Raw genomic sequence first — 20,332 nt, forward strand, 5'->3', positions numbered from 1 at the left:
ACAGGCACGGGTATGATGTTGCAAAATCCTCGGGTCTACTTGGCATGGAATTACAAGGAGCAATGGCTATTTTCACCGTTAACTTGAAAAGAATATTGAAATTAATGGCCTAAAAAAGTGACAAACAGAAGCAAAAAAAGACGATTTCCATTCAAGTACCGAATGAGAATCGTCTTTTTTTAATTTGATTTACCGTACTAGTTAGAAAAACGTGAGTTTTTCAGCAGCCTCTTTCATGAAAGGGCTCTTTTTGCATTATGGACCTTTCCGATAAAATTTTTTTGCCGTTCACATTTAAGTGTTTCCATTAGGAGAGGGAATGCAAAAGTTATATGTTAAAATTAAGGTGTTGAAATCAGAAAATATAGATAAAGGAGGGCGAAGAATGGATGTTTATAAAATAGCGGTCATTGCAGGTGACGGAATAGGCCCTGAAGTGATTAATGAGGGTGTTAAGGTCCTAAAAAAAGTGGCTGGGATTGCCGGGGATTTTTCTTTCGAGTTCACATATTTTCCTTGGGGATGCGAATATTATCTTGAGCATGGTAAAATGCTGCCCGAAGACGGGCTGGAACAACTTATGAAGTTTGATGCCGTGTATCTTGGGGCGGTTGGTTATCCTGGTGTCCCGGATCATATTTCATTACGTGAGCTTCTGCTGAAAATCAGAAAGCAATTTGACCAATATGTAAATGTTCGACCCGTTAAATTGCTTCAAGGTGCACCTTGTCCATTAAAAGACGTGACACGGGACCAAATCGATATGATTGTCATCCGTGAAAACAGTGAAGGGGAATATTCCGGCGCTGGTGATTGGCTTTTCAAAGGCAAGCCAGAAGAAGTTGTACTGCAGACGGGGGTCTTTTCGCGAAAGGGAACGGAGAGAATCATCCGTTATGCGTATGAACTGGCGCGTAAAACGGGCAGGACGCTAACGAGTATAAGCAAGGCGAACGCATTGAATTATTCAATGGTTTTTTGGGATCAGGTTTTTGAAGAAATCGGGATTGAGTATCCGGAGGTAGAAACGAATTCCTATCTGGTCGATGCGGCAAGCATGTTTTTTGTCAAACAGCCCGAACGATTTCAAATCGTTGTCACCTCCAATTTGTTTGGTGACATCATCACGGATTTAGGTGCTGCCATTGCAGGCGGGATGGGTTTGGCAGCCGGAGCCAATTTAAACCCGGAACGGATTTATCCTTCGATGTTCGAACCGATTCATGGCTCAGCGCCGGATATTGCCCATCAAGGCATCGCCAATCCACTTGCGGCCATATGGTCTGCCAGTCAGATTCTTGATTTCTTCGGGCATAAGGAGTGGGGTGCAAAAGTGTTGGACGTGATCGAAAGGGTGATGGTCGATAAAAGGGCACTGACGCCTGATATGGGCGGGGTAGCCTCTACAGAGGAAGTCGGAGATGAAGTGGTGGCACTATTAGCCGCTTTATAAATAAATCAGGTATAATCATCATGAAAAATGGGCATCCTGCACAATAACTATCATTATAGTAAAAGGGCAGGGGAAAGCCGATGATACAAGTCAAATTATTCGATTATGAGCATGAAAAGGATCTAGAGGATGAAATGAACGTTTTCTTGGAAGACATTCGTGATAATCAAATCGTTGACATCAAATATAATGTCGCCACTACAGGTGAAGAGGAAGAGGAACAGATCTACTGTTTTAGTGCGATGATCATTTATAAGAAAAAATGAAGGCGGGATTCGCCCTATCGTTTTCCGTACATATAAACAATATGAGACTACCTATTGCTGTAATTCGGGCAAATCAAGGTAGTCTTTTTTCGTGAATATTCCAAGAAAGTGGATTTCAAGGGGGAAGATTATACGATTTGGAAAGTCAGGATGATGTCGTTTCCCCGCCGTTTACATGAAGTGTTTGTCCTGTCACAAAACGGGAATCATCCGAAGCAAGATAAACAAAGGTGGGAGCCAGTTCAAACGGCTGGCCTTGGCGCTCCATCGGGTTCTCTGCTTGTGTCACTTCGTCGGCCGAGAAACTTGCCGGGATGAGGGGGGTCCAAAACCTTCCAGGCGCAATGGCGTTCACCCGGATGCCTTGATCGACAAGACTGTTTGCCAAGGCACGGGTAAAACCGATATTGGCCCCTTTAGTCGCTGTGTAATCAATCAATTGCTTATTCCCATTAAATGTAACGACAGAAGATGTATTAATGATGGAGGACCCCGCCTTTAAATGGGGAAGGGCAGCCCGGGTCGTGTAGAAGTGGGAATAGATATTCACTTTAAAGGTATCATCGAATGGCTCATCCGTAATATCCAGCAAGCTTAATTGCTGAAATTGAATACCCACGTGGTTACAAAGAATATCGAGCTTTCCAAATGTTTCGATGGTGTTTTCCACGATATCGATGCATTGCTGTTTATCCCTTAAGTCACCAGGCAGCAGTATGCAACGTTGCCCAAGCTCTTCAATTCGCGTTTTTGTGCGATTGGCATCCTCATGTTCATCCAGATAAGCGATGGAAACATCTGCGCCTTCTTTAGCAAAAGCGATGGCAGCCGCTGCACCAATCCCGCTGTCACCTCCAGTTATCAATGCGACCTTTCCCGTTAATTTCCCGCTGCCCCTATAATTGGGATTTTCGATGATTGGCCGGGGCACCATTAATTTTTCTACACCAGGTTGGCGAAATTGGCGTTGCTCGGGAACGGTGATGGGGACGTCTTGATAACGAGTTATTTTTCCATAGTTCGGATGCATGGGATAGTCTTTTCCAGATGATTTCCTTTTCTTATCTTCTGCCATGAGGAGTCCTCCTAAAAAAGAATTTAGTCGGATTACTTTATGTAAACCAGGTAAATGCCGTGCATGAAGAACAGGTTTAGGTACGGGCTCGTTGCCGTGCTGTTGGAATATGCTAAAGGATAGGAAAAAAAATTTTGGAGGCCTCCATATGCCATATTATTATAGCGAAAATGTGAAGTTGCTATTGGTCGGACAATCGGATGAAAAAGTGGAGTTGTTATATGATTCCAACCCCAATACCTTTGAATTGCCCCTCATAGGTCCAAGACCGCCATATTATTATAACCCGCGTTATGTACCGTATTATCCCGTGATTTAAATACGAACATCAAATTGGGAAAATACATGAAGAACGAGCCTGTTGAATTGGGCTGCTTGGTCTTTCACCGTGTGGACTAAAAGCAGCCCCAATTCGAATCAACAAATAAAACAGCTGTGGATTTCACCCCTTTAATTAAGAAAAACTGACTATATTCTTCTATGAATTTTACAAACTTGCTGATAATGGGTAAAGTTAAACGTAATACATAGGAACAATTGGAGAAAGTGCATCTTATTAATAATTTTGATTTTTATTGTTTTCAGGGAGACTTCCATCCTTCAAAAATGCTTGAAAAACATCGATACATATTCTAAAACGGAATCAACTCGTGCGGACATGGGGCAATGAGGATCAAGTTAGCGAGCGATAGGGGCATATGAAAAATGAATCGATAAATTGATCAATGAACGAGGATTGATTTCTGTCTATGCTTACGATGACTGTAGAGTGCCTGCTGAGCTTAAAATCGACTTGATCAAGCATCATGGGTTCCTGATAACCGATAAAAAAATTACGATTGGTAAACGGATAGAACAAAGGGGTGAGTAATTTGGAAAGTTTTACAGAACGGGTGATTAAGATCATTCAACATATCCCTTCCGGCAAAGTGATGACATATGGTCAAATAGGACAGCTCGCCGGAAGTCAGCAAGGTGCAAGGCAGGTCGTAAGGATCCTTCATTCAAGCAGCAAAAAACATGACCTTCCTTGGCATCGGGTTATCAATGCAAAAGGCGAAATCGGCATAAAAGCAGAGGGAGCCGCAGAACACCAGAAGGCGATGCTGGAGAGTGAAGGCGTCACATTCACGAAGAGGAATACCGTTGACCTCGAAGCTTTTCGCTATCATCCAGAATTTTTCAATGGAAAGCCGGAATAAAGAGGAAGCGGTCGAATAAATTGCAAGAACGGCCGAAAAACCTGCGCCAGCGCCTGAATTAATGTCCATCAAGCACTGAATGATTATAAATCGCATAAAAAAGAGGCTGATCCAAACGGATCAGCCTCTTTTAGGAATTATGAACGGGCATACATGGCAGCATTCATTCCGGCGAGTCTTCCGGTTACTAATGCCGAGGTGATATTGTAGCCGCCAGTGTATCCGTGTATATCCAGAATTTCACCGCAAAAATACAGGCCATCCATTATTTTGGATGCCATTTCTTTTGGGTGGATTTCCTTGACGGATACGCCGCCCCCCGTGACGAAGGCTTTTTCTAGCGGCTGGGTGCCATGCACTCCAAATTGGAAGTCCTTGCATAGTTCAGCAAAGCGGCGGATTTTTTCATTTGATATCGTCGCTCCTTGTTCTTGAAGATCGATGCCGCTTCGCTCAAGCAGAAAGTGAAGGTATCGTTCAGGAACTAATCCTTTTAACGTATTTTTAATGGCTTTTTTCGGTTCGGCTTTGATTTCTTTCATGATATCTTGAAAGACCTCTTCCTTGTTACGGTCGGGAAGGGCATCGAGTTTCATTGTCACTTCCGATAGGTTCCATTTTTTCATCGCCTTCACGACGAATTGGCTGCACCTTAGAACAGCTGGACCGGAGACGCCGAAATGGGTGAAGAGCATATCCATTTGGTGTGTGATCAGGACCTTGCCTTTTGGGTTGAGGACACTCAATGCAACATCCCGAAGTGCAAGGCCTTGAAGTGTTCGATCTTTAATGAATGTTTCATGGCTAAGTACGGGAACTTCAGTTGGGAACAATTCGGTAATCGTATGCCCCGCCTTTTTAGCCCATGCGTAGCCATCCCCGGTTGAACCGGTGTGAGGAACTGATTTTCCGCCGACAGCAATCACGACTGCATCTGTGTCAATGGTCTGTCCATCTTTTAACCGGACCCCGCTTGTTTTTCCATGTTCATAGAGAACTTCGGCAACTGGTGAGTTCTTATAAGTCGTAACCTTTAAATTCGACAGGCGCGTCAGTAGGGCATCCACGACACTCTGTGCTTTATCGTTAACTGGGAACATCCGGCCATGGTCCTCTTCTTTTAGAGCCACACCCAATTTTTCAAAGAATTGAATAATGTCTTCATTGTTGAATTCTGAGAAAGCACTGTATAGAAATCGCCCGTTTCCAGGGATATGCTGAATGATTTCATCGATGGAGAGCCTGTTCGTCACGTTGCAGCGTCCGCCGCCCGAGATTGCAAGTTTCCTTCCAAGCTTCTCGCCTTTATCCACTAACAATACATGGGCACCTTTTTCCCCGGCTGCAATTGCTGCCATCAATCCGGAAGGACCGCCGCCAATTACCACTACATCATATTTCAAATTGATCACCACTTTATCATTTTCAGTCCCTTCATTATATAGCAAGAGCCCGTCAGATTGCGAATGTAGAAAAAGAGAAATTATTTGTTTGTGTATTATCTTCGAAAAAGATAAACTTGAGAGTAGTTTTTATAGAAAAATTACTTTATTATGTTAAGATAAAAAGCGTGTAAAACGTAACTGACAGAGGCAGGATGGGATTAGATGTCGTCTAAATTTTTAAAAGGGGCTTTTATATTAACGCTGGGAGCAATTATTTCCAAGATTCTTGGTTTGTTTTATGTCATCCCCTTTGAACATATGGTTGGGAATAAAGGGGCTACCCTCTATCAATATGGATACGTTCCATATACTATTTTCATCAGCTTTGCAACGGCAGGCATGCCGCTTGCTGTTTCTAAATTCATTTCGAAGTATAATGCGCTCGAGGAGTACGCCGTCGGTGAGAAGTTATTTAAATCGAGCCTGAAATTAATGGCTGCCACCGGTTTTCTCGCTTTTTTGATTCTCTATACCATGGCACCGATGTTTACTGGAATCTTTGGAGTCAAGAAGGAAGATGTAGGGGATGTCACGGAGATCATACGGGCTGTCAGCTTCGCCTTGATTTTTGTACCGTTCATGAGTATCATCCGCGGCTTCTTTCAAGGTCATGAAGCGATGGAGCCAACGGCCATATCTCAGGTTGTTGAACAAGTTGTCCGCATCGTGTTCCTTCTGGCCGGTGTGTATGTTGTTTTAAATGTCATGGATGGAGAGTTAGTGAAGGCCATCCAAATGGCTACATTCGCGGCGACGGTCGGGGCTGTCGGCGGTTTAGTGGTGTTATTTTGGTATTGGAAAAAACAAAAGCCCCATTTGGACAGTTTGATGGAGAAAGACCGGGGAACGCTGGAAATTTCCCTGCCGGAGATTTATAAAGAAATATTTCTTTCGTCGATTCCTTTCATATTCGTCGGGATCGCGATGCCAATGTTTCAGTTTGCGGACTTATTGTCTTTCAATAAAGCGATGTCGTCCATCGGATTACAGCATGTCGCGGAAGATGCTCTTGGGGTTTTGAACGTGTATGCCCAGAAACTTGTCGTGATTCCAATGACGCTTGCAACCGGGTTTTCGATGGCACTTCTTCCTTCGGTGACGAAGGCATATGTAAGCGAGGATTCGGAAGAGTTCAACCGCCAGCTGAACCAGGCCTTTCAAATTTTGTTGTTCATTACGATTCCCGCGGTCGTTGGCATGTCGGTGCTGGCCGATCCAATCTATAGTGCCTTTTACAGCCATGACCCGCTTGGAATCAGTGTCCTGAAGGCTTATGCTCCCGTTTCCATCTTATTTGCGCTCTTTTCCATTTCGGCGGCTGTTTTACAAGGGATCAATCAGCAAAAATATACGGTGCTCAGCCTGCTAGTTGGCTTTTTAATCAAATTGAGCTTGAATATCCCGCTGATCAAGTTGTTTGAAACGGAAGGATCCGTTTATGCCACGGCCTTCGGCTACTTGGCAGCTGTCTTACTGAATTTATATGTCATTACCTACTTTACTGGCTATCGTTATAGCATTACCATCAAAAGATCCGTATTGATCACTGTATTTTCAATCATAATGGGACTGGCTGTATGGGGCATGAACAGTTTATTATCGCTGTGGTTTACAACGGAAGGGCGCTTTCAAGCGATTTTGATCGTGGCCGTTTGTGCAACCTTTGGAGCTCTCATTTTTGCAGCGCTATCCTTAAAAAGTAAACTTGCCCATCGTTTGTTCGGTACCCGGATCGATCGGTTAAAAGCTAAATTAGGATTATAAAGGATAGAAGTTTGATGTGTAAAAAAAAGGGTATGATAAAGTGAATCCCGGATTAAATATTTTGCCTTGCCTGCCATTATAGTGGGCAAGGCCTTTTACTGAAAAGGCTTTAGGAGGAAATGATGAGAATTGATAAGATATTATCCAATATTGGGTATGGAAGCAGGAAAGAAGTGAAAAAGCTCCTGAAATCCGGCGCCGTCAAGGTCAATGAAAGGCTGCTGAAGGATCCGAAAGAACAAGTGGACCCTGATAAGGAAATTGTGACGGTTCATGGTGAACGGGTTGAATACAGGGAGTTCATATATTTAATGATGAATAAACCGCCAGGCGTATTGTCGGCAACGGAAGACAAACACCAAGAAACGGTCATCGATATCTTGGAGCCAGAGGATTCGGTGTTCGAGCCATTCCCTGTGGGCCGTCTGGATAAGGACACAGAAGGTTTATTGCTGATCACGAATGACGGAAAGCTTGCCCACCAACTGCTTTCCCCGAAGAAACATGTTCCTAAAACATATTTTGCCGTCATTGATGGCGAAGTAACGGAACGGGATATCGAGGCATTCCGCAACGGCGTGACCCTAGATGATGGGTACGAGACAAAACCAGGGGAATTGAATATTTTAAAATCAGGACTGACATCGGATATCGAGTTGACGATCATGGAAGGAAAGTTCCATCAGGTGAAGCGGATGTTTGAGGCCGTGGGCAAACGTGTCGTCTACCTCAAGCGCCTTTCCATGGGAAGTTTACAGCTGGATGAGGAACTTGAGCTTGGTGAATACCGTGAGTTAACGGCGGAAGAGCTTGAACAGTTAAAGGCGGGCCAACCTGCTGAATGATAAATAAGCATGAAAAAATGAGGCGGACAAATATTGTCCGCCTCAAAGTATTTTTTTTACATATCGATTTTGTTCGGGTGGTCGTTCTTTTTACGATGACATCTTCACCTTTTTACTTGTTGTCGTCCAAAGGCCACGGCTGGGGCTTTGAACAAGGTCATTGTACGCTAAGACATTTAAATCGCGCTGCACAGTTCGAGGAGTGATGCCAAATTCTTCTACAAGCTCTTGAGTAGAAACCGTACCGTTATTACTAATGAACATATAAACGGATTTAATACGGGTTAACATGCGATTTGTTGAAGGTTTCAAAAAATCACTCCTTATTCTTTTCATTGTTATTCTGAACAAATGAAAACAACCGATATGTCGGACAGCATTTCAGCTGTCACTATGTACTTGCTTACCCACCCTATAACTCCTCGGAAACATTTAGAAAAAATAAGATGTCATTAGCTTCATTTTACCCCTTTATAAAAGCAAATTCTATAAAAAGATACCAATTGACTAAATATTACATTTATTATATCAAATTTTAACAAAATTATTCTCTTTACATATATAAAAATTAATAAAGGTTGTGTTGCTCCATTTGTTCATACGCATATTTTTCCAAAAAAGGATGCTAATTATGCATCAAGAGATGTCATACAACACGAACGTTGACTATGATGAATTTACTTAAAATGGAAATAGAAGTCATTACGTTTTGTGTCTGATTACAGGAATTGCTTGATGGCTTGCGGTTACGGTGTCATAATGAGGTGTTGAGCAATGTAGCCTTTTCATACATGATCTCAAGGAATTAAATATTAACAAATTCGAGGTAGAGCCGCATGAACGAAAGATTAATGGAGTTTTTATTGCGCGACGAAGTGACCAGACTTTCTGGCGTGAAAAAACAAGTGTATGAATTCATCGTGAGCGAGGAAGATTATCTTGCATCGAAGGCGGACACGGTCGATCAATTCATGAGATTGCTGGTAAAGCATTCTCCGCCCCGGCTTGCAGCCCGTCATTTCAATATGCCTTATGGGGAAATCATTCGTTTCATGAATGAAATAGAAGATGAACTGAATGAGAGATTAGAGGAAAGATGCAAGAAAGTAAAGTGGATGGACTACACGGAAAAGGACCAGCAGGCATTTGTGGAATATCATAGGAAGTTATATCTTTTCGTAAATTAATAAATTGGATTATGAAAATGCCCTCGGTATGAAAGGGCATTTTTTTATTTTTCGGATGAAAATGAATCAATGACTAACCGGAACACTTAATAGCAATACAAAGCCATATTCAGTAACGAAAGATAATACCATACGTCTAATTGAATGGAGGTGTATGATGAAGAAAAACATATTGGTTTTCATGTTAATCGTTTGCATTTTTTATTTGTCGGGTTGTGTTAAAACAGAAATCAAAACCGTGACATCTAAAAATCCAGATGCAAAAGAAATATTAAATCTTGATAAAAATGCAGACATTCTCCAATGGGAAAAGATCATTTATAAAACGGATATTGAATGGGTGAATGAGCTTAAACTGACTAAGAACGAATTTGTTGGAGAAATTACAGAGGAATTCTCAAACGATTTCAGTAAATCTTTTAAAGATGGTATGGCCAATCAATTACCCATAGGAACAAAGATATACACCACAAAAGAGCGAGATGATGTTCTAATCGTTGAATATAATGGGAAAGTAAAGCATTACTTAGCACTTACCGAAGGCTAACTACCCTTAGTCGTCTTAATTAGTGGATGCAAACCCAGATGATAAGCCTAATGCGGATCAAGAAAAAGCAAACAAACAGATATCAATAAACGGAACATTCCGATATTTCAGGAAACGAAGTTCTGAAAAAGTGGGGCATTTGCAGTAGGACGTGAGACGCCATTGTTGATCATTCCTTCGGTATGGAAATTGATTTGACTGTTTTAAAGGGAATTAAAAGCTCCAGGGCCTAATGGACCCTGGAGCTTTTTAGATTATAGTGATTCTTTAATGACCTTCTTGTAATGAAAAACGGATAGGATTCCGAAGATTGAATACAATGCCGTGTATAGTGCCATAACGATGATCATCGGTGTCCAAACTTCGGTCCCGAAAAAGAACCATCCTGATTGGACTGCGAAATAACTGTGAAGCAGCCCGACGATTAAAGGAATACCGAAATTGAAAACTTGTTTTGCTTGGATTCCCTTTAGTAAGTCACCTCTCGTGAATCCCAGTTTTCTTAAGATCGTATAATTGGATTTTTCATTTTCACTTTCATCCATTTGTTTGAAATATAAGATACATCCGGATGTGACAAGGAAGGTTAATCCCAAGAAGCCGACGATGAACATGATAAGACCCATATTCTTCTTCTGGTTGTTGAACATTTCTAATTGGGAATCATTCACATGTTCTTCTTTGAAGCTCATTTTATTGAAAATATCATTCGCCTTTTTAAGCTCAGCTTCATCCTTCACATCAATGCCGATATTGACAGAGGATACCATTTGGATTTTCGGGTCGACATCCTTTTTCAAACGATTGAATATCGTTTGGTCTACAATAACAACGGGCAAACCACCGTGCGTGAAGTAATAGTGCAGGAAGGTATCATCTTTTAATCCCATATATGTTAGCGGAATCACTTCATTTTTGCCCTTCAGTTCAATCTTTCCGGAATCCTTCAAGGACATGACCTTTTCCATCATATTACTGTATCCGCTGAAAAGGGTCTCGTCTTCAGCGAGATTGATTCCTTTAACGGATTCATCACTGATGACGGGAACGGTCATGATGTTCGGATCGAAGTTCACTTCATTGAGGCTGGTCTCCATTATTTCCTTTACATTGGCATCCACTTGAATGACATCAATCACCTTTTCGTCATAATCAATTTTACTGGCTGATAAAGCTTCTTTGAATGCATCCGCATCTTTCATATCCGTCATCGAAAAATCGGTGGGGATACTGCTTTTTGCACTCTTCTCCGCAGAGTAGTAGGAGATATAGCTTAATGATAATAACCCAATCGCTAAAGCGGAAACGGTCGTGATGATCGTCAATAATACCGCATTCGATTTCATCCGGAACATGATGGATGAAAGGGACAATACTTCATTGATGTTCAAATAGCCATTTTTCTTTTTACGAATGATATTAAAGATGAAGCTTACGGATCCTTTATAAAATAGGTAGGTCCCGATGATGACGGTAGCCAAAATGAATATCATGGCCATGAAAAGCTCGGTCATATCTGAAAAAGCTCCATCGAATAATTTGGCTGAAACAGCATAGCCGGCAATGATCAAGATGATCCCGAATATCCCGATGATCATTTCGAACATCGAAACCTTTTTCACTTTTCCTTCCGTCATTGAAGTCACTCTAAATAATGAAAGAATGGTCTGCCTTCTAATGAAGGCATAATTCATCAACATGATGAAAAGATAGATGGCGCTAAAAACGAGAATGGTTTGAACAAGCGGCTGAAAAGAAAATTGAAGGGTTGCGATCGCCTCGACACCCATTATTTTAAATAAAATCATGATGATTAATTTTGAAGCGGCAAACCCTACAAAGATTCCCAGGAATACGGAACAGAAATACAGGATCAGGTTTTCCACGCTCAGGATCCGGAATATCCTGTTCTTTGTCATGCCGATCAATTGGAATAAGCCAATTTCTTTACTGCGCCTTTTTATGAAAATGCTATTGGCATATAAAAGGAATATGGAAACGATCGCAACAAGCAGGATCGATGCAGCCTTGATGGCCGCGGCCCCTTTCACTGTACCCTCCGCTTCATCCAAGGATGGGTCATATTGCAATGTGACAAAAGCGAAATAAAGGGAGGCGCTGAAGACTAGGGCAAACACATACAGATAATAGTTCTTCAGATTCTTTTTCAGATTTCGAAAGATAAGTTGATTAATGCTCATTTTGAACCCCTCCCAATACACCTTGGGTTTTCATGATGTCCTTGAAGAAGACTTGTCTGGTTTCTTCGCCTTTATTCAATTGTGTATAGATTTGTCCATCTTTAATGAAAATGACTCGGCTGCAATAACTGGCTGCCACTGGATCATGGGTTACCATGATGATGGTCGCTTTGCGTTTTTGATTCATTTCGCTCAGTTTGTTCAATAAATCGGAGGCTGATTTAGAATCAAGCGCCCCAGTCGGTTCATCCGCAAAAATGATGCTTGGATCATGGATGAAGGCCCGTGCTGCAGACGTACGCTGTTTTTGACCACCGGAAATTTCATTTGGGTATTTATCCTTCACTTCATATATGCCCAGTTCTTTCGCTACGGTATCAAACTTTTGTGCCGCTTCATTTTTTGGTGTTTTTGTAATGGATAAGGGCAGAAGGATATTTTCTTTGACAGTCAGTGTGTCCAATAAGTTATATTCTTGAAAGATGAAGCCCAGATGGTTCTTCCGGAATTCGGCCAACTTCTTTTCTTTCATACCTGAAATCTCTTTTCCATCGATCGTAATGGTGCCGTTGCTGATTTTATCGATCGAGGAAAGGACATTCAGCAAAGTCGTTTTCCCTGAACCGGAGGCACCCATGATGCTTACGAATTCACCTTCTTGTATGCTTATATCGAGACCCTTTAATACTTCTTGTTTATTGAATTTATTTCCATAGCTTTTATGGATTTTTTTCGCTTCTAATATATTCATGTCGATACACTCCTTTTTTTCTATATCCTTATTATAAAAGGCGATGTATTTCTTTTCCTTCGTTTGTCCGAACAAAGAATAAAAGCATGTGACATTTTTGTCACATGCTTGTGATATTCACAAAATCATTTCTTTTTGGGAAGGTCAAGGTAATGGTCGTCCCAGTTCCTAGCTTTGATTTTACAGCAATGGAGATGAATAGGGACTCTGCTGCTTTCTTGGTTAAATATAAACCCATGCCAGTTGCAGCATGGTCACGATGATTTGTAGTGGATGTAAAGCCTTTATCAAATATGCGGGGTATATCCTTTGGGTCGATGCCCCGACCAGAATCCTTCAATTCAAGAATCGTTTGTTCTGCTTGTTCATGGCTGTATATCGTAATATCCGAGTTTTCACTGTATTTAATGGAGTTGGTCAAGAGCTGCCTCATGATGAAGGCCAGCCATTTCGCATCACTAAGCACTTCGGTTACATCCAGCTGTATGTCGAAGCCGATTCCTTTTTGAATGCACCATGATTGCAGCGTTTTAATCTCATCAAAGATTATAGTTTCCAAATCCGTATTCTCAATATACAAATCATTTTCGATGAAAAGAATGCGCCTTTGATGGAGCTGCTGATCAAGAAGTAGGTGAATGCGCAGCCACTCATACGTCAAATGGGATTTCAGCAATTCATCATCCAAGCGGTCAATCATTAAATGCATCGCCGTCAATGGTGTCTTCACTTCATGAATCCAAGATAATAAATCATCCTTCTCCTGCTCCAAAGTCATTTGGCCAATTGCTGCGGATTGCTTGAATATTTCGGTTTGGTTAATGATGCTGTTTTCTATGATTTTTTCGAAAGGGCTTTCTGGTTCTGGTATATTCGTTATATCCAGGCTGTCTTCCCGAGCTTCCAAACTTTTATAGAAATACGTTTCTTTTTTATAGCGGAAAATCAAAAAAATACTGAACATGATCAATGATAAAAAAACGATATACAATATTGGCTTTAATGGAATGGCCGAGTCAAGAAAAGCGACAAAGATGATGAATAGATGAAGAAGTATGTAGAATGTGATCCAGCTGAACCTTTCGAAGAAATATTTTCTGATCATTCATTAGCCTCTTCAATTGCGATATAGCCCTGTCCGACCTTCGTTTCGATAAAATGCCCTAAATCCAGTTCATCCAATCTTTTTCGTAAACGGTTCACATTTACTGTAAGGGTGTTATCGCTTATGAAACGTTTATCATCCCATAAGCTATTGATCAATTCTTCCCGGCTTACGATCTTGTTTTTCTGTTCAATGAGCTTTTTCAAGATGAAAATTTCATTTTTTGTCAATTCGATTGAGCCAGTCTCGGCCGATACCGTGTTTTTCTCGTAATCCACTGTTGCACCGCACCAGGTTTTCAATTCGATCTTTTCTGTATTGTAATTATATACCCGGCGAAGGATCGCTTGTATCTTTGCGATGAGTACATCAAAATGAAAGGGCTTCTGGATAAAATCATCAGCGCCAAGCTGCATGGACATCACCATATCGGTAGGGTGATCACGTGACGATAAAAAGATGATGGGAACATTAGAATGGGCACGGATCATTCTGCACCAATGAAACCCATCAAACTTCGGCAACTGTATATCAATGATGACCAAATCAGGTTTTATGTCCGTGAATTCCTGAACCACTTTACTAAAATCGCCAATTCCGTAAATATCATAAGACCATTGCGCCAATCTATCTTTAATTTCATTGAATAAAGTCGTATCATCCTCTATCAATAGTAGTTTAAACAAAGGGTTCACCGCACTTTCCAGCTTTTCTTAAAAGTATATAGTAAAACCATTATAGGTTCTATAGGAGGGGCAAAACTCAAAAAACATTACCGGTTGTATGCAAACCATTATTATATTAGAATTGACAATAACGAATGGAGGAAGTGAATTTATGTCTGATTTTCCTAATTGCCCTGCATGTAATTCAGAATATACATACGAAGACGGAAGTCTTTTTGTTTGCCCAGAGTGCGCCAATGAGTGGACGATTGAATCGGCAACTGAAAATAGTGACCAAAAGATTATCAAAGATGCAAATGGAAATGCCTTGAACGATGGTGACACCGTTACGGTAATCAAAGATCTTAAAGTGAAGGGGAGTTCATCCGTCTTGAAAATGGGCACAAAAGTCAAAAGCATCCGTTTAGTTGATGGAGATCATGATATTGATTGCAAGATTGATGGTTTTGGTGCGATGAAATTAAAATCCCAATTTGTTAAAAAGGTATAAACGCTGTGTTAATGCAACAGAACGGAAATGTTTTTCTATGATTAATTCTGGTAGATATTGAAATTCTACCAGGATTTTTTTAGTTTATGAAAAGTCGATTGAATAACCTCTTCCGAATCATAATAATATTTCGATATATTCCCAAAATAAATATATATAAATTTACTCATTCCCATTAAAGACAAAAGGTTTTCCAACTTTATAGTTCGTCATGATGTGGAAGAAGGTAATTGTCATGATACGCAAATCTTTTGAAATTCACAATTGGAGCAATCGATGTAAAGAAATAGATGGAGAGTTTTCATGGCGGTCAGTTATTTTGTTTGGCGAGGAGCCTTTTGCTCGGCGTTAATATAGGGACTTTTTTGTTACCTTTTTTTGAAAATGCAGGTTGAAAAGAGGATGAAAACTTCGTAATTGACAAAATACAGAAAATCAAGATATATATTTAAACATTCATTGCTTTCCTGTAAAATAACTTTTATGGCAGAAACTCTGTCAATTTTCTTATCAGGAAGCTTGAGGGAAACATACATTATGGGTTTTGAAAAAAATCTTGAGAAAAGTTGGAATAATCAACCAAACATAAGTTTAAAAGCGTATTTAAAGAAAATGAAGGGCGAAGCGAGGGATAAAGACAGAATTGATTATATTGATTCCTTTGTTTCAGCTATAGGTGGACTCATTGCTATTATTATCATTAGTTTTGTAGCTGTCTATTTAGGGTATCCTATGGCATTGGCCCCTCTAGGTGCAAGTTGTGTAATCGTATTCGGTTCCCATAAAGGTATCTTGTCTCAACCTCGTAACGTTATTGGAGGACATTTAATTTCTACTATTTCAGCACTTATTATTTGGAGCATATTAGGTAAGAGCCTATTCATTATTGGTCTAGTGTTAGCTATTGTATTATTAATAATGACTCTTACAAAAACTGTTCATCCTCCCGCAGCAGCAAGTGCCCTTGTTGCTGTTAATTCTCAAGCTGGATGGGGATTCCTTATTCCGATTGCAATAGGTACAATATTATTGGTTTTTATATCAATGATCTATAATAACTTATTTCAAACAAGACAGTATCCAAAGCACTGGTTATGAGACAAAAAACGTATCTAAGTGAAATAACCGATATGGTAAGTTATTTAACTAACAGAGATGTTTATTAAGTAAAATAGTAATGTGGTTGTCTATGAATAAATTAACGTTCTAATTAGTGCTGCAGCTTCTGGTATCGGTAAAATTGCTCTTTTTCATAGGCTGTTTTCACATACTTTGTTGCTATTTACCAGGTAGTGAGTTGTGGTTGATTTCCCCTCCAGATGCTCGCTTTCCTTGGTGCGGGCGGTGAGCCTCCTCGGCGTAAACGCCTGTGGGGTCTCACCTGTCCCGCTGCTCCCGCAGGAGTCTCGCACTTCCGCTCCAATCAACCTTAAATAGTTTCGTTTAAAAACAACAATCTTTCCGAAAAGAGCCTTTTCATATTAAAACGAGCATATAGCTTTAATTATCTGGATTTTACTAGTCTTTGTAAGTATAAAAAATGATACGCAAAAATAATAAGCCATTTCCATATGCTAGAGGTTAGGGCCTTCAGCATATGGAAATGGCTTAACCCTGTTTGTCCGATAATCATTCATAAATGACGTTAGAGATATACAATAGGATTAATGAGTTATCTGTATAAAAAAGGAATTACCTTCCAACGTAAAGATGAGCAAGTACTTAATAAAGTATCTTGCTCACCAGGTTGTGGAATATAATAATCTTAATATACCTTGTCACCGTTAAAGATAGAATTCTTAACGACCACATAATCCACATTCCGGATGGCATCCAACTTGGTTCCACCGGCATAAGAAATGGAAGACTGAAGATCTTGTTCCATTTCCTTCAACGTATCTTCCAAAGAACCTTTGTGCTCGACAAACATCTTTTTGCCTTCAACGTTTTTCTTTTCACCTTTTTGGAATTCAGAAGCTGAACCAAAGTATTCTTTAAAAGCTTTTCCATCTTTCTCGATCGTTTGACCCGGAGATTCTTCATGTCCAGCAAATAATGAACCGATCATGACCATGGAAGCCCCAAATCTAACTGATTTTGCTATATCACCGTTCGTGCGAATACCGCCGTCAGCTATGATTGGCTTGCTTGCCGCTTTTGCACACCAGCGAAGTGCAGCTAATTGCCAGCCACCCGTTCCAAATCCAGTCTTGATTTTAGTGATGCATACTTTCCCTGGCCCAATGCCTACCTTTGTAGCATCGGCACCGGCATTTTCCAATTCACGTACCGCTTCCGGAGTTCCCACATTCCCAGCAATGACAAAACTTTCAGGTAAATGTTTTTTAATATGCTGTATCATCTTTATCACGGCATTGGAGTGACCGTGAGCAATATCTATCGTAATGAATTCAGGAACAATGTTGTCATCTGATAATTGTTGGATGAATCCGTATTCTTCTTCTTTAACGCCGACACTGATGGACGCGATTAATTCACGTGAGTGCATATCTTTAATGAAAGTAAGACGCTTTTCTGGTTCAAAACGATGCATTACATAGAAGTAACCGTTTTCAGCTAAGTAAATGGCAATCTTCTCATCAATGATCGTTTGCATATTGGCAGGTACTACAGGTAACTTGAATGTATGTTTACCCAACGTAACGGATGTATCACACTCAGAACGACTGTTTACTACACATTTTGCAGGAATTAATTGAATATCTTCATAATCAAACACGTTTTCCATGATATGCACCTCTATATACGAATATTTTTGTCTGTTTATATAAAAATTGTTCGCCCCACTAGGTAATGTACATCATTTTTATCAGTAAGTCAAAAATTTTAATGGGTTTATTTTGTGTAACTTCAGAAAAGTTATGAAAAAAAGAAAGGGAGAAGGGTAACTTAAACGTACATCATCGTTTAATTAACAAAGAGAAAACAGATATTTGGCGGTAACAAATTCTCAGTGAAAAATGGCTTATAGTGCGATTAATAATACTGAATACAAAGCGATCTATAAACAAGTGAGGGCAGCTATTCGTTTTAGGAACTGCGAGAGAAAGGCAAATCACATTAGCACAAAATGCAGAGAAAAATCACCTTCATTTGAAAACAGTAAAAGCTAGGCACTCCCTAGAATTGAGTGCCTAGCTTTTTTTAAATCCTGGCTGCTCTATGCCATTAATGAAAAAATTATGATGAATCAAAAGCTGTTTTCCTTTTTCTATTTCCTTGTTAATTGAGTCAATCATGAGGAAGGGAAGGTAGCGGCAGAAGAATTAAATCATGTCTATTCCAGCGGCAGGAGGGATCATTATACCGATGACTTTATTTCTTGTATCTGTTTGATATGCCTTTGTTCATGTAAGGATAATAATTCAATCCATTGATCCAAAGAGAGGTCCCCGAACATGGGATGCTTGGCCTTCTTTCTATTTAAGATGGTATCTGTATCCATATCATAAAGAACCTGTAATAATCGATCCCTTGATTCTCCCAGTAAATCCATGAGGGTCGATAATTGAAATGGGTTTGCAGAGGGTGAAATGTTATCAGGGGATGCAAATTTCCTTGTTCTATCAGTAACAAAGTAAATGTTTTTTTGAATGATATTATTAAAATCCCTTTCTCGAAGGCCATAAGCTATAGCTTCAGTAAACACCTGTTCCGTGAGATATAAATGATGGCAAATTTGGGCGATGTTCCATACCTCAGGCACAGGCCTATGGTTCAGCATATTTTCATCCAAATCCATAATTTCCTCTATTAATTGGTTTCTTGATTCGAATAGCAAATCATACTCGATAAAATTCATGTGAACTCCCCCTTTTGTGGCACCCCCATTTGAAAGCATCACTGATTTTTTGATATTTAAGAAAAATAAAGGGATATCGGACTGCATGACGAATAAGGCGATGGGAAATTATTTTAAAAAACTTTAAACCGATTTGGATAACAAATGGATTCATGATTTCGATTCATTGCTGGAATATGTGTGATTCATGATTGTATGGGTGCGGCATATGCTTGTAAGGAAGGTCTATTGAGTAAGAGTTAAGAGATACCTCGAAAAGGCATGTTTCATTGGTATGAGCATGATTCCAAAGATTCGCTCTGCTTGTTAGCGGAAGAAATAGATCTGAAGTCAGCTCTGAATTTCCAGGGTTTTGAATTTTTCTTGAGCATCGATACCCTATCATGCTATGCACAAAACTTAGATTTATGCCTGCAATTGACGCATTACTTGTTTAACGGAAATCATGGATGTTGCATAAGTTAAAAAAGATCAGGCCAGGAGTTTCTTCTTTTCATAACACTCTACCATATAAGTTTATCATATGTACTTACCGCTAGCATTCAAAGGGAAAAAGAAACTCGAAGAAGATTGATTACTAATAGAATGATTATAATAAAAAAGACGGGAGGTTCACTCTTCGTCTTTTTTGCTTTTTTATCGAAAGAAAAGTTGCGGGCCAAATGGGAAACTTTTAAACTGAAAATAGACTATACGAAATGGACGGGTGATGTCGATGGCTAAAACAATAGTCGAAAAACTGAATTTACATAAATATGAACGGGTGGCTGTCTTGGATCTGCCAGCAGGGGCGGATTATTTTGCGGAGCTGCCTGATTACGATACAGAGCTTACTAAGGGTGCATATGATCTTATATTTGCATTTGTATTTGATATGGATTCATTAAAAGGAATCGTGGGTAAGGTGATCGAGAAAAATTATCTGAGTAAAAACGGTTATATCTTTTTGGCATATCCCAAGAAGGGAAATAAAGAATATGATGCATATATCCATCGTGATGATTTGATGCAAGGCCTTGGGGCGGATGAAAACGGTTATGTCGGATCGAGTGACATGAAGTTTGCACGTATGGTTGGATTGGATGATGTCTTTACGGTAGTCGGACTGAAAGAGGATTCGGCAAATAGAAACCGTCCATCTACCAAGGCAAGCCAATCGGTGGATGATTATATCGAAATGATTTCTGAAATTGAGAATGATTTACAGGATTCCCCTGATTTGCTTGCGTTCTATCAATCACTTACCCCAGGCTATCGTAAAGATTGGGCTCGCTACGTGTATAGTGCAAAACAAGAGGCGACCCAAGTGAAACGGCGCCAGGAAATGAAAACGATTTTAGGAGAAGGGTACAAGAGCAGGGATTTGTATCGAAGAAATAAATGAGGGTGGAGGAATGTCTTCCATTCTCTTTTGTTTTTTGTCATGTTCACCCTATCAAAAGCATATACTAGACCGATTCGAAACTTAAATCGTAATAATTATGATTTGCGA

The 20,332-nt window shown here is 40.1% G+C and carries 22 protein-coding genes; 12 read left to right on the forward strand and 10 right to left on the reverse strand.

All coding sequences use genetic code 11. The features are described 5' to 3' along the window. Window positions 1–385: 385 nt before the first annotated feature. On the forward strand, window positions 386–1,453 hold the full coding sequence (locus AC1DVK_RS11215) for a tartrate dehydrogenase (RefSeq protein ID WP_477626504.1): 1,068 nt from the start codon (window positions 386–388) through the stop codon (window positions 1,451–1,453). A gap of 80 nt (window positions 1,454–1,533) precedes the next feature. Beyond that, the gene (locus AC1DVK_RS11220) at window positions 1,534–1,719 is read left to right on the forward strand and encodes a sporulation protein Cse60 (RefSeq protein WP_057913195.1); all 186 of its coding nucleotides are present in this window, start codon (window positions 1,534–1,536) and stop codon (window positions 1,717–1,719) included. A gap of 145 nt (window positions 1,720–1,864) precedes the next feature. On the opposite strand, the gene AC1DVK_RS11225 is transcribed toward AC1DVK_RS11220, so the two are convergent. Then, a complete protein-coding gene (locus AC1DVK_RS11225; protein WP_477626505.1) occupies window positions 1,865–2,794 on the reverse strand; it encodes an SDR family oxidoreductase in 930 nt (309 codons plus the stop codon). A 148-nt stretch (window positions 2,795–2,942) separates the two neighbouring features. Between AC1DVK_RS11225 and AC1DVK_RS11230 the strand changes: the two genes are divergently transcribed. From AC1DVK_RS11230 to AC1DVK_RS11240, 3 genes are all read left to right on the forward strand, one after another. Further along, window positions 2,943–3,113, forward strand: a complete 171-nt coding sequence (locus AC1DVK_RS11230) for a hypothetical protein (protein WP_167555996.1) — start codon at window positions 2,943–2,945, stop codon at window positions 3,111–3,113. Between the two features lie 399 nt (window positions 3,114–3,512). Beyond that, window positions 3,513–3,665, forward strand: a complete 153-nt coding sequence (locus tag AC1DVK_RS11235; protein WP_176432084.1) for a hypothetical protein — start codon at window positions 3,513–3,515, stop codon at window positions 3,663–3,665. Between the two features lies 1 nt (window position 3,666). Next, complete coding sequence (locus AC1DVK_RS11240; protein ID WP_081108891.1) at window positions 3,667–3,996, forward strand: MGMT family protein; 330 nt, start codon at window positions 3,667–3,669, stop codon at window positions 3,994–3,996. A gap of 137 nt (window positions 3,997–4,133) precedes the next feature. Here AC1DVK_RS11240 and AC1DVK_RS11245 read toward each other — a convergent pair whose 3' ends face one another. Next, entirely contained in the window at window positions 4,134–5,399 is a 1,266-nt protein-coding gene (locus AC1DVK_RS11245; RefSeq protein WP_410863468.1) for a BaiN/RdsA family NAD(P)/FAD-dependent oxidoreductase, read from the reverse strand. Window positions 5,400–5,603: 204 nt separating this feature from the next. Between AC1DVK_RS11245 and AC1DVK_RS11250 the strand changes: the two genes are divergently transcribed. Continuing rightward, window positions 5,604–7,205, forward strand: a complete 1,602-nt coding sequence (locus AC1DVK_RS11250) for a putative polysaccharide biosynthesis protein (protein WP_089364993.1) — start codon at window positions 5,604–5,606, stop codon at window positions 7,203–7,205. A 122-nt stretch (window positions 7,206–7,327) separates the two neighbouring features. Next, on the forward strand, window positions 7,328–8,050 hold the full coding sequence (locus AC1DVK_RS11255; protein WP_061464464.1) for a pseudouridine synthase: 723 nt from the start codon (window positions 7,328–7,330) through the stop codon (window positions 8,048–8,050). A gap of 90 nt (window positions 8,051–8,140) precedes the next feature. On the opposite strand, the gene AC1DVK_RS11260 is transcribed toward AC1DVK_RS11255, so the two are convergent. Continuing rightward, window positions 8,141–8,362 (reverse strand): DeoR family transcriptional regulator, encoded by a 222-nt coding sequence (locus tag AC1DVK_RS11260; RefSeq protein WP_034309346.1) that lies wholly within the window; start codon window positions 8,360–8,362, stop codon window positions 8,141–8,143. A 524-nt stretch (window positions 8,363–8,886) separates the two neighbouring features. On the opposite strand from AC1DVK_RS11260, the gene AC1DVK_RS11265 reads away from it, so the two are divergent. Beyond that, on the forward strand, window positions 8,887–9,237 hold the full coding sequence (locus AC1DVK_RS11265) for a hypothetical protein (protein ID WP_061464463.1): 351 nt from the start codon (window positions 8,887–8,889) through the stop codon (window positions 9,235–9,237). Between the two features lie 157 nt (window positions 9,238–9,394). Beyond that, on the forward strand, window positions 9,395–9,784 hold the full coding sequence (locus tag AC1DVK_RS11270; protein ID WP_286140967.1) for a hypothetical protein: 390 nt from the start codon (window positions 9,395–9,397) through the stop codon (window positions 9,782–9,784). A gap of 254 nt (window positions 9,785–10,038) precedes the next feature. Here AC1DVK_RS11270 and AC1DVK_RS11275 read toward each other — a convergent pair whose 3' ends face one another. The 4 genes from AC1DVK_RS11275 to AC1DVK_RS11290 all read right to left on the reverse strand — a co-directional run bounded on the left by AC1DVK_RS11275 (window position 10,039) and on the right by AC1DVK_RS11290 (window position 14,527). Then, window positions 10,039–11,985 (reverse strand): ABC transporter permease, encoded by a 1,947-nt coding sequence (locus AC1DVK_RS11275; RefSeq protein WP_477626506.1) that lies wholly within the window; start codon window positions 11,983–11,985, stop codon window positions 10,039–10,041. Then, window positions 11,975–12,736: an ABC transporter ATP-binding protein gene (locus tag AC1DVK_RS11280; RefSeq protein ID WP_089363578.1), complete on the reverse strand. Its 762-nt coding sequence runs from the start codon at window positions 12,734–12,736 to the stop codon at window positions 11,975–11,977. The genes AC1DVK_RS11275 and AC1DVK_RS11280 overlap by 11 nt, the downstream gene beginning before the upstream one ends. 100 nt (window positions 12,737–12,836) lie before the next feature. Continuing rightward, window positions 12,837–13,841, reverse strand: a complete 1,005-nt coding sequence (locus tag AC1DVK_RS11285) for a sensor histidine kinase (RefSeq protein ID WP_477626507.1) — start codon at window positions 13,839–13,841, stop codon at window positions 12,837–12,839. Next, window positions 13,838–14,527 (reverse strand): response regulator, encoded by a 690-nt coding sequence (locus tag AC1DVK_RS11290; RefSeq protein ID WP_477626508.1) that lies wholly within the window; start codon window positions 14,525–14,527, stop codon window positions 13,838–13,840. The genes AC1DVK_RS11285 and AC1DVK_RS11290 overlap by 4 nt, the downstream gene beginning before the upstream one ends. A 151-nt stretch (window positions 14,528–14,678) precedes the next feature. On the opposite strand from AC1DVK_RS11290, the gene AC1DVK_RS11295 reads away from it, so the two are divergent. Together AC1DVK_RS11295 and AC1DVK_RS11300 are read left to right on the forward strand one after the other, a co-directional pair. Then, window positions 14,679–15,017, forward strand: a complete 339-nt coding sequence (locus AC1DVK_RS11295; protein WP_477626509.1) for a zinc ribbon domain-containing protein YjdM — start codon at window positions 14,679–14,681, stop codon at window positions 15,015–15,017. Window positions 15,018–15,500: 483 nt separating this feature from the next. Next, window positions 15,501–16,115 carry an HPP family protein gene (locus AC1DVK_RS11300; RefSeq protein ID WP_477626510.1) on the forward strand — a complete coding sequence of 205 codons (615 nt, stop codon included), beginning with the start codon at window positions 15,501–15,503 and terminating at the stop codon, window positions 16,113–16,115. 152 nt (window positions 16,116–16,267) lie between these two features. Here the strand turns inward: AC1DVK_RS11300 and AC1DVK_RS11305 are convergent, their stop codons facing one another. The 3 genes from AC1DVK_RS11305 to AC1DVK_RS11315 all read right to left on the reverse strand — a co-directional run bounded on the left by AC1DVK_RS11305 (window position 16,268) and on the right by AC1DVK_RS11315 (window position 18,840). Continuing rightward, window positions 16,268–16,444 carry a hypothetical protein gene (locus AC1DVK_RS11305; protein WP_400449752.1) on the reverse strand — a complete coding sequence of 59 codons (177 nt, stop codon included), beginning with the start codon at window positions 16,442–16,444 and terminating at the stop codon, window positions 16,268–16,270. Window positions 16,445–16,782: 338 nt separating this feature from the next. Then, entirely contained in the window at window positions 16,783–17,766 is a 984-nt protein-coding gene (gene guaC / locus AC1DVK_RS11310) for a GMP reductase (RefSeq protein WP_061464456.1), read from the reverse strand. A gap of 573 nt (window positions 17,767–18,339) precedes the next feature. Further along, window positions 18,340–18,840, reverse strand: coding sequence for a DinB family protein (locus tag AC1DVK_RS11315; protein ID WP_061464455.1), 501 nt, complete (start codon window positions 18,838–18,840; stop codon window positions 18,340–18,342). A gap of 715 nt (window positions 18,841–19,555) precedes the next feature. On the opposite strand from AC1DVK_RS11315, the gene AC1DVK_RS11320 reads away from it, so the two are divergent. Then, window positions 19,556–20,224, forward strand: a complete 669-nt coding sequence (locus AC1DVK_RS11320; RefSeq protein ID WP_089363583.1) for a YdeI/OmpD-associated family protein — start codon at window positions 19,556–19,558, stop codon at window positions 20,222–20,224. Window positions 20,225–20,332: the final 108 nt, after the last annotated feature.

The organism is Peribacillus sp. P4_B1, assembly GCF_056402395.1.

What these genes read in the sequence shown, in the direction of transcription:
- AC1DVK_RS11215 (WP_477626504.1), top strand. Translation starts at nt 386, where the DNA reads ATGGATGTTTATAAAATAGCGGTCATTGCAGGTGACGGAATAGGCCCT.
- AC1DVK_RS11220 (WP_057913195.1), top strand. Translation starts at nt 1,534, where the DNA reads ATGATACAAGTCAAATTATTCGATTATGAGCATGAAAAGGATCTAGAG.
- AC1DVK_RS11225 (WP_477626505.1), bottom strand. Translation starts at nt 2,794, where the DNA reads ATGGCAGAAGATAAGAAAAGGAAATCATCTGGAAAAGACTATCCCATG.
- AC1DVK_RS11230 (WP_167555996.1), top strand. Translation starts at nt 2,943, where the DNA reads ATGCCATATTATTATAGCGAAAATGTGAAGTTGCTATTGGTCGGACAA.
- AC1DVK_RS11250 (WP_089364993.1), top strand. Translation starts at nt 5,604, where the DNA reads ATGTCGTCTAAATTTTTAAAAGGGGCTTTTATATTAACGCTGGGAGCA.
- AC1DVK_RS11255 (WP_061464464.1), top strand. Translation starts at nt 7,328, where the DNA reads ATGAGAATTGATAAGATATTATCCAATATTGGGTATGGAAGCAGGAAA.
- AC1DVK_RS11265 (WP_061464463.1), top strand. Translation starts at nt 8,887, where the DNA reads ATGAACGAAAGATTAATGGAGTTTTTATTGCGCGACGAAGTGACCAGA.
- AC1DVK_RS11270 (WP_286140967.1), top strand. Translation starts at nt 9,395, where the DNA reads ATGAAGAAAAACATATTGGTTTTCATGTTAATCGTTTGCATTTTTTAT.
- AC1DVK_RS11275 (WP_477626506.1), bottom strand. Translation starts at nt 11,985, where the DNA reads ATGAGCATTAATCAACTTATCTTTCGAAATCTGAAAAAGAATCTGAAG.
- AC1DVK_RS11280 (WP_089363578.1), bottom strand. Translation starts at nt 12,736, where the DNA reads ATGAATATATTAGAAGCGAAAAAAATCCATAAAAGCTATGGAAATAAA.
- AC1DVK_RS11285 (WP_477626507.1), bottom strand. Translation starts at nt 13,841, where the DNA reads ATGATCAGAAAATATTTCTTCGAAAGGTTCAGCTGGATCACATTCTAC.
- AC1DVK_RS11295 (WP_477626509.1), top strand. Translation starts at nt 14,679, where the DNA reads ATGTCTGATTTTCCTAATTGCCCTGCATGTAATTCAGAATATACATAC.
- AC1DVK_RS11300 (WP_477626510.1), top strand. Translation starts at nt 15,501, where the DNA reads ATGGCAGAAACTCTGTCAATTTTCTTATCAGGAAGCTTGAGGGAAACA.
- guaC (WP_061464456.1), bottom strand. Translation starts at nt 17,766, where the DNA reads ATGGAAAACGTGTTTGATTATGAAGATATTCAATTAATTCCTGCAAAA.
- AC1DVK_RS11315 (WP_061464455.1), bottom strand. Translation starts at nt 18,840, where the DNA reads ATGAATTTTATCGAGTATGATTTGCTATTCGAATCAAGAAACCAATTA.
- AC1DVK_RS11320 (WP_089363583.1), top strand. Translation starts at nt 19,556, where the DNA reads ATGGCTAAAACAATAGTCGAAAAACTGAATTTACATAAATATGAACGG.